Genomic DNA, 12,266 nt, shown 5'->3' on the forward strand with positions numbered 1-12,266 from the left:
CGCGATGCATCGCGTCTCTACAATATTAACAGCATTAAAACATTTTTTTGCAAAATGTTTTTTTATTTTTTGATTTTGAATCCGAACATAATTGCCACGCAACCGCTGGCAGGTGTGTCGCCGGGCTGATTGAAAGAAGAAACCTTTACAACCAGTTTAAGCTGCTGGCTTGACTGAAGCTTAAAATCCCATGTTTTTACGTATTTCCCATCCTTTTTGTTTGTGTAAAGTACATTCTTGTTGGCATCCAGTACTTTAAACTCTACATCAGGAAGCTTATCCTCACCAACAATAGCAACCCTGTATTCCATGTCGGAGTAGAATGTTTTATACAATTCTGCCTCCTCACCTTCAACTAATATAGCAGCATGGTAATTACCATCGTGGGTATATGAACCAAGTTCTGGAAGACAAACCTTCTTGGCGAATGCTTTACATTGTGCATTGGCACTAACAGCATTGCCTAATAATAACAATGCCAGTATCGGGAGTATTTTAAATATTCTCATAGCAGTAGTTATTTTACAAATGTACCTCTGATTTCAGCAACAGTAGCGGCGAGTTCTTTGAAAACTTCAGGAGTCATATCGGTTTTAACCTCCGACTTGAGCACTGTGGTGTTGGAAGCCTGGTCAAACTCAGGTCTTACCGGTGAAGTTGAAATTGAAATCTTGTCAAAAACAGTTTTCAGTTTTGTTACCTGAACCATCAGCTCGTCAACAGCAGGGTTACCCTTGCTGCTCTCAAGAAGATTCAGAAGGATGCCGATTGACAATTTCTGGTCGATAATTCTGCCAACAAGTTTGTTACCGTTAAAATCGTTCATATCTACGAGTTGGGTTGAGATATATAACCCTTCAAACCAACCACCTACAAGAACCATAGCTGCAACAGCAGGTTGTCCGTTATCTTCCAGGTATGAATTTGAGTTCATAAATGTTTCGCTGACAATCTCCATTATAACCTCGCTGTTGTTGATGTTCTCCTCAAGACGATCAATAGTTGACTGCTCGATAGCTTTAAGGATACCAAGTCCGTCGGCCATTTTTTTAGCAGCATTCATATAATCAATAATCAGCTGGGTCTGCTCATACATACTTGCAAAACTCAGATCGCAGGTATATATTCCGAGATTAAGAGCCATGCTTTTATTAGTAACATAAGAATTTACATTGTTTACATTATTAAGAAGAGCATGGTCGAACCTGGCTCCGGCTGATTTAATAAGCATTGCTGATTCGAGTGGAGAAGGCAGGGCATTAAATATCTTTTCTGCCTGCTTAATGTCCTCATATACAGCTGCATTGTCTTTAGGAACATCAACCGATACTTCGTCCTTCTCTGCTTTTGGACCACCTTTACAGCCTATAAGCAAACTGGCAAAAAGAAAAACTACCATTATGATCCCTGAACTAAATCCATATTTTTTATTCATGATTTAAATATTTAAGTGTCTAACCTAATTCCCGACTAAATTACTATAATATTTTTATTTTTCAAAAACAGCTTCAAGTAATTGACTCTATTTATACCTTTGGATCAAATTTTCCATTATGATCAAATCCGAAAAAAAGCTCAAAGATCTTTCAGCATTACTCAATAAAGATAACAATATTCTGATTAACGAAGCTATCGGATTATTAAGAGATGAATTACCTTTCGAGGGTGCTATCGGTGCAATCATCTCCTATTACGACCGATGCGATGATTTCGCAGTCCGGAAAACGATTGAGGGTTTCATGAACGACATAAAAGATCAGTCGGCTTGCACCGAAGTTATAACTGAAATCAGGAAACCATGGAAAGATGAGACGATAAGCATGCTGGTTTCATCCTGCTGGCAATCAGGACTGGACTACTCGGAATTTTCAACAGATTTCGCAGGTGTGTTTGTAAGAGGCGACTATATTACTGCTATTGAATGCCTTACAGTCATAGAAGAGTCTGCTTCTGAGTTAACAACAGTTGTAAAAGATGAAATAAAAAAAATAGTCACAGAAAGTTCTTCTGCCTTTTCGCATGAAAAGAAATCACTTACCGACGAACTGATGGTAATACTTGACAGATAATTAATCTACTGAAGAAAAATATTTCATAAACTGCGTCCTTTCAAAAACAGTAGGCTTTTCGTAGTTTACCCAGTTTAGTTTACCTCTGAATTCATCTGTGTTCTTAAAATTGTTTTTCGTCATCCAGTCACTTAATTCCAGATTCAGCTGCTTAAGATATCCGATCCCTTTCTGATATAATACAGAGCACACCTGAACTGTATCAGCTCCCGCCAGAAGGTATCTGACAACATCATCACCGCTATGCACACCTGTCGATGCCGAGATATTAATCTTAATATCCTGGGCACTCGTCATGGCGATCCACCTCAGCACATCCCTTCTTTCTTCACTCTTGCTGAAAATAGAAGCAGGTACTATCTCAAGTTTCTTAACATCAATATCAGGTTCATAAAACCGGTTAAACATTACAACTCCTTCAACACCTCTCATATAGAACTGATCAACCATATACAGAATATTCGAGAACCTTGAACCGATCTTCAATACAAGCGGGATTTTAACTTTGTTTTTAAGCTTCTCGATTAGTTCAAAATATACTTTTTCTGAATCTGCGGATGATATTTTTCTGTTGACCGGCATGAAAAACATGTTAATCTCAAGGGCATCAGCACCCGATTCTGCGATAATTCCGGCAAAATCGATCCACCCCTCCGATGAAAAACAGTTGATACTTGGGATAACGGGAATGGTTAGCTTCTTCTTTGCATTTTTAACAAGTGCCAGATATTCATCAACAGAATGTGATTTAGTATAATACGTAATATAATCATCAGCTTCAGGGTAACCGGTTGACGATGGCAGACTGTTTACATGATACATGATCTGCTCCTCAAAAAGCGACTTGAGTACCACTGCACCTGCACCATTTTCCTCTGCTTCAAGCAGTCCCTCAACTGTTGAAGTAAGCCTGCTGCTGCTAAGAATAACCGGACTTTTTAATCTAAGTCCCAGATAATTTGTTGTAAGCTTTTCCATTTATTAAAAGTTTATTTTTTTATTCTTTCTCCAAAAATGAGACTGCCAATTCTTACCATTGTGCTTCCCTCTCCGATAGCCGCTTCAAAATCGCCCGACATTCCCATTGAGATCTCCTTAAAATGAGGCGATGATGAAAAGTATTTCTCCTTAAGTGTTTTAAAGCAACCTGCAAGAAAACCAAATTCTTTACGCACCTTATCCATGTCAGAGGTGAAAGTAGCCATGCCCATTACACCGCAGATATTTACATTTTTTAGTGTTGTAAAACCATTCATATCTCCAATATCGGTAAGTTCCTTCAAACTGAATCCGAATTTCGTTTCTTCATCAGCAATATATATCTGAAGAAGACAGTCAACAATTCTGTTAATCTTCTGGGCTTCCGAATTAATTGCAGTCAGCAGCCTGAGGGAATCAACCGACTGTACCATAGCTACATAAGGGATAATATATTTCACCTTATTCCTCTGCAGATGTCCGATCAGGTGCCATTCAATATCTGCAGGCAACAGATCCTTTTTGTTAAGTATTTCCTGAACCCGGTTCTCCCCAAAACATCTTTGTCCAGCGCTGTAAGCCTCAAGAATATCAGAAACTGGTTTTGTTTTTGATACAGCAATCAACTTAACAGATTTAGGAATCTGTGACTTGAAAAAAATAATATTTGATCCAATTTCAGCCATCTTTTTCTGCCCACTACCCCCTAAAGGGGGTTTAAAATCCAATAGTGATATGTAAAATTCTTAATGTGAATAACTTAGCCCCCCTTTAGGGGGGTTGGGGGGCAATAAATCAGTCAAGGAGGTGTATAACCAAACCACTTCTTAACTTAGGTTCAAACCAGGTTGTTTTCGGAGGCATGATATTACCCGAATCAGCTATTTTAATGAGCTGATCCATCGATACAGGATAAAGTGCGAAGGCAACCTTCATCTCACCACTATCAACCCTCTTCTTAAGCTCTCCGAGACCTCTTATACCCCCAATAAAGTCAATACGTTTCGATCTCCTCAGATCCTGAATGTCAAGAATTGGACTGAGAATCTGATTTGTCAGAATAGTAACATCCAGAACACCTATAGGATCGTTGTCATTATATGTTCCTTCCTTAGCTGTCAGACTATACCATTTCCCTTGGAGATACATTGAAAAATTATGCAATTTATTGGGTTTGTAGGTTTTAACTCCTTTCTCTTTGATTATAAATCCCTTTTCAAGTCTCTTAAGAAGATCATCTGCCGACAATCCGTTAAGATCCTTAATGGTTCTGTTATAATCAATTATCCTCAACTGATTATCAGGAAAATGCACCGCAAGGAAAAAATTATACTCCTCTTTTCCATTGTGTTTCGGATTCTGCTCTCTCTTCTCTTTGCCTACCAGTGCTGCAGCTGCAGTACGATGATGTCCGTCAGCAACATATGTATAAGGGACTTTTTTTGCGAAAAGCTTCTCAATCTCTTTATTGGTTTCCGGGTTCTTAACCACCCAGAAATGATGTCCAAAGCCGTCTTCAGCAACAAAATCATATTCAGGTTTATCTTCTGTAACGATCCTGGCCACAATATCATCTAGCTCTTTAACAGCAGGATAGGTAAAAAATACAGGTTCTATATTTGCATTATTCACCCGAACATGCACCATTCTGTCCTGCTCTTTATCAGGTCGTGTAAGTTCATGTTTCTTAATAACACCATTCAGATAATCATCAACTGAGGCACAACCAACAATTCCGTACTGTGTCCTTCCTTTCATCGTCTGGGCATAAATATAGAAATGCAGTTTACTATCCTGTACCAGCCACCCTTTTTTCTGCCATTTTGAAAAATTCTCAACCGATTTTTTATACACTTCATCTGAATGAGTATCAGTATCTGCCGGAAGATCTATTTCAGATCGTGTGATATGAAGCAACGAACATTCTTTTCCTTCAGCCATCTTAATGGCTTCTTCGGTATTCATTACATCATATGGCAGACAGGCCAGATCTTTAGCAATTTCATGAGGAGGTCTTAACCCCCTGAAAGGTTTAACTATCGCCATCTTTAAATTAGAATATGTATTACTTGTTCAGTTTATATTTATCAATGCCTTTTCTGAAGTAGTTAATAACCTGTCGTGCCGCAGCCACACCGGCATTGATATTGGCTTCTTCGGTCTGGGCACCCATTTTTTTTGCGGTAAAAATATATCTTCCCTTATACTTTTCTTCAAATACTGCTTTGCAATCGGGCTCAATATCTGAAAGATAGCAAAAGTCCGACCGCTCCTCAAAGACTTTAAGCAATCCGTCTTCATCTATAACTTCTTTCCTGGCAGTATTTACAAGTACAGCATTCTGAGGCATCCTTTTCAAAAGATCATAACCAATCAGTTTACTTGTCCTGTCATTATACGGCATATGTATTGACATATACTGGCATTTTGAATAGAGCTCTTCGATAGTAATAATTTGTTTTGCCCCATTGTTTTTCATCACCCTTTCGCTTACGAAAGGATCGTAAGTGTAAGTATCCATACCAAACCCTCTGGCAATATCGGCAACATATTTTCCAACGTTACCGAAGCCATGCAATCCAAGAGTTTTCATTCTGAGTTCACTCCCCGACACCTTCCCGCTAAAGCCTCCCCTGATCTGATAGAGCAGTAATTCGAAGACCAGTTCTGCTACTGCATTTGAATTCTGACCCGGAGTATTCATTGCAATAACATTATGTTCGGTACATGCTTTTACATCAAGGTTATCATAACCTGCACCTGCCCTTACAACAATCTTTAATTTTTTTGCTGCATCAAGCACTTCAGCAGTGACCAGATCACTTCTGACTATCAGGGCATCTACATCAGATACGACTGATAGCAGTTCTGACTTATCTTTATAATTCTCAAGTAACTCAAGCTGATAACCAGCGGCTTCCGTAACTTCCCGGATCTGTCGGATAGCAATAGGGGCAAATGGTTTTTCAGTTGCAACAAGGATTTTCATAATTCTTTATATTTTGGTCAATTCTTTGATTCAAATTCTTTCATTGCACTAACAAGAGCTTCAACACTCTCTTTTGGCAAAGCATTGTAGGTGGAAGCCCGGAAACCTCCGGTTGAACGGTGTCCCTCAATACCTAGCAGACCCTTACTCTTTGCAAAATCGGCAAATGGTTTCTCGAGCTCCTTGTAATTATCTGACATTACAAAACAAATATTCATGAGCGATCTGTCTTCCGGATCTACAATTGTGGGTCTGAATAGTTTATTTCTTTCAATCTCATTATAAAGAATGTTTGCCTTTTCAATATTCATTTTCTGGATAGCCTTTACGCCGCCAAGGTTCTTTAACCAAACAAGTGTCTGCTGAGCTGCAAAAACAGCAAACACCGGAGGAGTATTGAACATAGACTCTCCTTTTATGTGCACCCTGTAATCGAGCATTGACGGAAGGGGACGGGTTACTTTCCCTAGAATATCTTCCTTAACAATAACAAACGCCACACCGGCTGGTGCCAGATTCTTCTGCGCCCCTCCGTAAATGAGAGCATATTTTGAAATATCTACCGGACGGCTGAAGATATCTGATGACATGTCTGCCACAAGCGGAACCTTCGAATCCAGATCCTTCTTTATCTCAGTACCATAGATTGTGTTATTAGTAGTAATATGAAAATAATCTGAATCGGCCGGTACTGTATAGTTCTTTGGTATATAATTGAATATTTTCTCTTTTGATGATGCCACTTCAGCAACTTCACCAAACAGTTTAGCCTCTTTCAGAGCTTTTCCTGCCCATTCACCGGTATTCAGGTAAGACGCTTTTTTCTCGAGCAGGTTCATTGGAACCATTGCAAACTGCATGCTTGCGCCGCCACCGAGAAACAATACCTGGTAACCTGCCGGGATATCAAGCAATTCTTTGAAGAGAGCAATAGTGTCGTTCATGCATGCTACAAATTCCTTGCTTCGATGAGATATCTCAAGAACCGATAGTCCAGACCCTGCAAAGTCTTTTATTCCTTCAATAGTCTTGTCAATAGTGTACTGTGGAAGAATTGAAGGACCTGCATAAAAGTTGTGTTTTTTCATACTGAAATTTTTATCGTGAATTAATAATTGACTTTTTTAATTATACCATTACAAATCTATAAAAGGCTGCACTGTTAATAAAATAACAGAACAGATACAAAATTACGAAACATTATCTATAAGGATGCCATTTTTTATTACCGGTATCTTCCTGGTAAAATCAGCTGTAATACAGAACTGTAAACAATCATCAAGACCTTTATCCCGCAGTCTTGTTCTCTGTGCAGCTTTTTCGATGTAACCCGGAAGGTCATTCTTTGCCATTTGCCAGAGATCCATGGCTGCCAGGGTTGAGTCACAGATAGTCGTGAACAGACCACATTTCATGAGTCTCTCAGCTATTGCACCTGCACAAACAGTATCTTCAAGATTAAACCTGTTCTTCCATCCGGCACAAAATAGTACTACATCTCTGTCCTGAGCCACCAACCATTCTGACAGTGCACTGAGATTAAGAAAAGATCCAATGACAGTACGAAAAGCGGAGGAAGCGATATTTATAATGCCGGTTCCATTTGTTGTGCTGTAAACAATCGTTTTGCCCCCGACTTTATCACTTGTGAAATTAAAGGGAGAGTTTCCGAAGTCAGCAAAATCCAGAACGAAACCATCGCGTTCAGCTGCAACAAGATAACCACGCGACTTATACTCCCTTGCCTCAGAAACTTCAGCAACAGGTATTATCTCCCGGGCACCGTTCTCAAAAGCAGTGCATATGGCTGAGGAAGCCCGCAAAATGTCAATAATAACCACTATTGAATCATTATGGGTATCCTTTTCATACAATGCCGGCGAGAAACAGGTCTCAAGATTTCTTTTGCCATAAAAGGTTAAGTTTCTTAGTGTTTCTTAGAGCCTTGGAGTCTTGGTGGCATTTTTAGCCACAAAGGCACGAAGACACCAAGTAACACAAAGAGTTTAGTAAAGCAACCAAAGACAGTCATTAAATTCTAACTCGCTTTATAAATGGGTAAATCTACAATCTGAGCTTTGAGATCTTTATTTCTGATGCGGATGAATATTTCCGTTCCGGTTTTCCAGTATCCTTTATTAAGGTAAGCCATTCCGATACCCTGCTTCATCATTGGTGACATTGTTCCGGAAGTTACCTCCCCTATTATCTCACCTGAGACGTTTACAACTTCGTAATGTTGTCTTGGAATTCCGCGGTCGATCATCACAAATCCTTTCAGCCTTTTGCTCACACCCTCTTCCTTCTGATTGAAAAGCAGTGCTTTGTCAATGAAGTTCTTTTCATTTGTGAACTTTGTTATCCATCCCAAACCTGCTTCAATAGGAGAAGTCTCATCATTAATATCATTACCATACAGGCAGAAACCCATTTCGAGACGAAGTGTATCCCTGGCTCCCAAACCAATTGGTCTGATGCCAAACTCTTTTCCGGCTTCAAAAACGGCCTTCCAAAGTTTCGGGCCATCTTCATTCTTAACATAAATCTCACATCCGCCTGCTCCGGTGTAGCCTGTGGTAGAAAAGATTACATCTTTGATACCTGCAAATTCGATAACTTTGAAAGTGTAATACTCCATATCCTCAACAGAAGATGTCGTAAGTTTCTGCATTGCTTTAAGCGCAAGCGGTCCCTGAACAGCGAGCTGGGCAAGTTCATCTGAAGCATTTATAAGCTCCTTCCCTGCTGAAATGTTAAATTTCGGAGCATTTTTAACGCACCAGTTCCAGTCTTTTTCAATATTTGCGGCATTTACAACAAGAAGATACTTCTCCTTATTATACCTGTATACAAGAAGATCATCAACAATGCCACCTTTTCCGTTGGGGAAGCATGAGTACTGGATCTTGCCGTCGAAAAGAGCTGACACATCATTGGAAGTTATATGCTGAAGATAATCAAGAGCCGAAGGACCTGTCACCCAGAATTCTCCCATATGTGAAACATCGAAGACACCAATTTTTTCCCTTACAGTTATATGCTCTTCATTTATACCGAAGTATTCAACGGGCATGTTATATCCGGCAAAAGGCACCATTTTGGCACCTGCTTCCTGATGAAATTTAGTAAATGCTGTGTTTTTCATTAATATCTTTTTAAATAATACAAAATTCAAGGGCACTCAGAAATAGATTTTCCACAAAGCAAACAAATAGTTTCCTAATAAAATCTGATGATTATCAGAATTCGAGAATTTTGAATTCAACCCTTCTGTTTTTTGCTCGTCCCTGGGGTGTGGCATTTTCTGTAACAGGCTGGAGAGATCCGAATCCTTTGTATTCCATTCTCGTTCTGTCGATACCTTTCTGAACAAGATACTCAACCACTGCCTTAGCCCTGTCTTCAGACAGCTTAAAATTAATCGGCTCACTGCCAGTTTTATCTGTGTGCCCGGATATTTCAATCTTCATTTCAGCGTTTTCTTTCATTATATTCAAAAGTCTGTCAAGTTCAGCATATGAACCTGCAGTCAGAATTGACTTGCCTGTCTCAAAAAGGATATTATTCAATACTACTTTTTTCCCTACCTTGACCTTTATGAGGTCTATATTAAGATTGTATGTATCCTTCATCCAGTTTGCCGGAACATCAATCCTTTTCATATCTGAAAGAAATCCTGAAGCACGCAGCTCCAGCTTGTATGATTTCTTTTCAGGAAGCTTAATCCTGTAACTTCCGTCAATATCAGAACTCGCACTTGTCACGAGTACAGAATCAGTCTTCATGTCGACAATATCCATTTTAGCCATTACCGGTTCCCCGCTCTCAGAGTCAGAAATCTTCCCCACAAGATAGAGGCCGGTTTCCTTAACCGGCTCAGGCTGAACAACGGGAACTACAGGTGGCGGCGGCGCAACCTCTTTTACAACTACAACAGTATCTCTTATTACAATAGTATCTTTTACCGGAGGAGGTGGCGGAGGGGGTGGTGGTAAAACTACTGCAACCGGTTCCGGAGGAAGTAATTTACCGGAGTAAATGTCGAGGCCTCCGATACCTCCGCTGCGGTTTGAAACAAAATAGAAGGTACTGTCTTCTGCAGGTGCAGGGTAAAAAAACAATTCATCCCAGGGTGTATTAACCGGATAACCGAAATTTTTGACACTATCCCACTCACCCACAGGATCTTTTACGCAATAAAAAATATCAAATCCGCCAATTGAGTTATGTCCCTTTGAACTAAAGAAAAGGGTATCACCGGTTCTTGAGAACCTTACTGATTCTTCGTCATAAATTGTATTAATTTTTGGACCAGCGTTCTGTGGTTTGGACCATTTCCTTTCCGACATTCTCTTAATGAAATAGATATCCTTTCCACCGGCATTATCTTTCCTGCTGTCAGTAACAAAGTATATTTCATTTCCTGACGGACTAAACGAAAATGATGTCTCAGATCCATTGCTGTTTATCGGATAAGGAAGTGCCACAGGAGCCCGCCATTCGCCTTTCCTGTTTGTTGTCACCATTTTAATGTCGCCACCATTCTCGTACCCTGCATAAATAAAGAGCCGGGTTCTGAGAGGATCTATATACAACGGGGTTTCACAATATTTTGTTACCAGGTTTTTACCGGCAGGAAGTGCCTGACTCCATGTCCCGTTAATTATATTGGACACAAAAATATTCTCATCAAATTTGGTATCATCGTATCTTTTTCCCGACCTGGGGATCTGACGTCTCGATCCAAAATAAATAATATTTCCGTCTGCAGTAAAAATCTCAGAATAATCGTCAGCATTTGAGTTAATATTGGCTCCGGCATTCTCAATTTTAACCCTCAGGGTGTCCTGTGTAATACTTATTGCATTATTGGATTGCTCTGCAATTATTTTTGCCAGGGCAACATCCCTCTTGTCTTTCTTACCGGCTGAACCAACAAAAGCATTCAGTTTTTCAATAGCATCTGTGTACCTCCCGGCGTAATGCAGAGCCCTTCCGGCATAAAACAAAATATCATCGGTTACATCCGGTTTTACTTCAAGTGCTTTCAATAAAAAACCTGCAGCTTCTTCCTTATTGTCTGAAAGAAGCGCCGATACACCTGTTTTATAGTTTAACTCAGGATTTGAATTATTATAGACCAAAGCTTTAATATATTCATCATAGGCAAAAGAGTACCATACACCTCCAATCTGAAAATAATCATCCCCGTCTTTTACATGCTTCCATGCTTCCTTATAGCCTTGTTTGTCAGCTTTGAATTCTCTCTTTTTGATCGAGACATCCGTTTGTGCATCTAAAACCAGTGTATTAAATATTAAGAAGATAAGCAGGTATTTCAAAACATTTCGCATATTCTCCGGATTTTATCACTATAAAAGTAGCACTATTTCGGTTATTAAAAACAGATGTATAATATTTTAGGTAGGGTATCTAATTCCCTTCTTTGGAAAATATTTTATTAAAATTACTATATTTGTTTCATATTCTTTGCGATCTGTATTGTACTTAATCTAATCCCCCGTAGGTTATGAATTACAAGTTCATAAACACTGACTATCTTAATTCTGTATCAGGCGGCGATCGTGACATTTCCGGCGAAATCATAAATATGTTCAGGGATCAGGCTATAGAGATCCATGAGGAAATGATACTTAATTTATCCAAAAAGAATTATCCATACCTGGGTCAGCTCGCTCACAAAGCTAAGTCGTCTGTAGCTATAATGGGAATGAACGACCTTGCTGCAATGCTAAAAACATTTGAACTTCAGGCAAAAGACGGAAGTGAATCAGATTTGTACGAATCTTATATTGAGAGGTTCAAATCGGATACAGATGCAGCAGTGATTGAACTGGATGATTATTTAAATAAACTGTAAAACAGAAATTGAATGATCAGTATTGAAAAAAAGGATAAGATTGATGTTATATCCTTCTCTGTCAATAGAATAAATGCACTCATAACTGATGAAATCAGAGATGGCATAACAAAAGTCTTTGATAATTCAAATTCAAAAGTAATTATAGATCTTAAAGGTGTTGAGTACATCGACAGTTCGGGCTTTGGTTGTTTCCTGTCGGTAATGAAAACCGCCAGAAATAATTACGGAGTCCTGAAGTTTGCCAATCCCGAACCAAATGTGACAGAGCTTTTCCATACGCTTCATCTTCATACTGTTTTCCAGATCTACGATGACATGGATACCTGTATAAGATCATTCAAATAAG

Annotated in this window: 13 protein-coding genes; 3 read left to right on the top strand and 10 right to left on the bottom strand. The window is 39.2% G+C overall.

Features of this window, described 5'->3' with window-relative positions:
* Positions 1-62: 62 nt before the first annotated feature.
* Together IPJ16_13370 and IPJ16_13375 are read right to left on the bottom strand one after the other, a co-directional pair.
* Positions 63-509, bottom strand: a complete 447-nt coding sequence (locus tag IPJ16_13370) for a hypothetical protein (GenBank protein MBK7628162.1) — start codon at positions 507-509, stop codon at positions 63-65.
* Between the two features lie 8 nt (positions 510-517).
* A complete protein-coding gene (locus IPJ16_13375; protein MBK7628163.1) occupies positions 518-1,435 on the bottom strand; it encodes a hypothetical protein in 918 nt (305 codons plus the stop codon).
* A gap of 118 nt (positions 1,436-1,553) precedes the next feature.
* Here IPJ16_13375 and IPJ16_13380 point away from each other — a divergent pair, with 118 nt between their 5' ends.
* On the top strand, positions 1,554-2,069 hold the full coding sequence (locus tag IPJ16_13380) for a hypothetical protein (protein MBK7628164.1): 516 nt from the start codon (positions 1,554-1,556) through the stop codon (positions 2,067-2,069).
* Here IPJ16_13380 and IPJ16_13385 read toward each other — a convergent pair whose 3' ends face one another.
* From IPJ16_13385 to IPJ16_13420, 8 genes are all read right to left on the bottom strand, one after another.
* Positions 2,070-3,047, bottom strand: a complete 978-nt coding sequence (locus IPJ16_13385; GenBank protein MBK7628165.1) for a dihydroorotate dehydrogenase-like protein — start codon at positions 3,045-3,047, stop codon at positions 2,070-2,072.
* Positions 3,048-3,058: 11 nt separating this feature from the next.
* On the bottom strand, positions 3,059-3,733 hold the full coding sequence (locus tag IPJ16_13390; protein MBK7628166.1) for a YggS family pyridoxal phosphate-dependent enzyme: 675 nt from the start codon (positions 3,731-3,733) through the stop codon (positions 3,059-3,061).
* Positions 3,734-3,842: 109 nt separating this feature from the next.
* The gene (locus IPJ16_13395) at positions 3,843-5,093 is read right to left on the bottom strand and encodes a DUF1015 domain-containing protein (GenBank protein MBK7628167.1); all 1,251 of its coding nucleotides are present in this window, start codon (positions 5,091-5,093) and stop codon (positions 3,843-3,845) included.
* 19 nt (positions 5,094-5,112) lie between these two features.
* Positions 5,113-6,036: a 3-phosphoglycerate dehydrogenase gene (locus IPJ16_13400; protein MBK7628168.1), complete on the bottom strand. Its 924-nt coding sequence runs from the start codon at positions 6,034-6,036 to the stop codon at positions 5,113-5,115.
* A gap of 17 nt (positions 6,037-6,053) precedes the next feature.
* Positions 6,054-7,124: a 3-phosphoserine/phosphohydroxythreonine transaminase gene (gene serC, locus IPJ16_13405; protein ID MBK7628169.1), complete on the bottom strand. Its 1,071-nt coding sequence runs from the start codon at positions 7,122-7,124 to the stop codon at positions 6,054-6,056.
* Between the two features lie 102 nt (positions 7,125-7,226).
* Positions 7,227-7,910: a 2-phosphosulfolactate phosphatase gene (locus tag IPJ16_13410; protein MBK7628170.1), complete on the bottom strand. Its 684-nt coding sequence runs from the start codon at positions 7,908-7,910 to the stop codon at positions 7,227-7,229.
* A 164-nt stretch (positions 7,911-8,074) separates the two neighbouring features.
* Entirely contained in the window at positions 8,075-9,181 is a 1,107-nt protein-coding gene (gcvT, locus tag IPJ16_13415) for a glycine cleavage system aminomethyltransferase GcvT (protein MBK7628171.1), read from the bottom strand.
* A 94-nt stretch (positions 9,182-9,275) separates the two neighbouring features.
* Positions 9,276-11,390 carry an OmpA family protein gene (locus IPJ16_13420; GenBank protein MBK7628172.1) on the bottom strand — a complete coding sequence of 705 codons (2,115 nt, stop codon included), beginning with the start codon at positions 11,388-11,390 and terminating at the stop codon, positions 9,276-9,278.
* Positions 11,391-11,566: 176 nt separating this feature from the next.
* On the opposite strand from IPJ16_13420, the gene IPJ16_13425 reads away from it, so the two are divergent.
* On the top strand, positions 11,567-11,917 hold the full coding sequence (locus tag IPJ16_13425) for an Hpt domain-containing protein (GenBank protein ID MBK7628173.1): 351 nt from the start codon (positions 11,567-11,569) through the stop codon (positions 11,915-11,917).
* A 12-nt stretch (positions 11,918-11,929) separates the two neighbouring features.
* Positions 11,930-12,265, top strand: coding sequence for an STAS domain-containing protein (locus IPJ16_13430; GenBank protein MBK7628174.1), 336 nt, complete (start codon positions 11,930-11,932; stop codon positions 12,263-12,265).
* The last annotated feature ends 1 nt before the right edge of the window (position 12,266 follow it).

It is taken from the genome of Bacteroidales bacterium (genome assembly GCA_016709865.1).
GTDB lineage: Bacteria > Bacteroidota > Bacteroidia > Bacteroidales > VadinHA17 > LD21.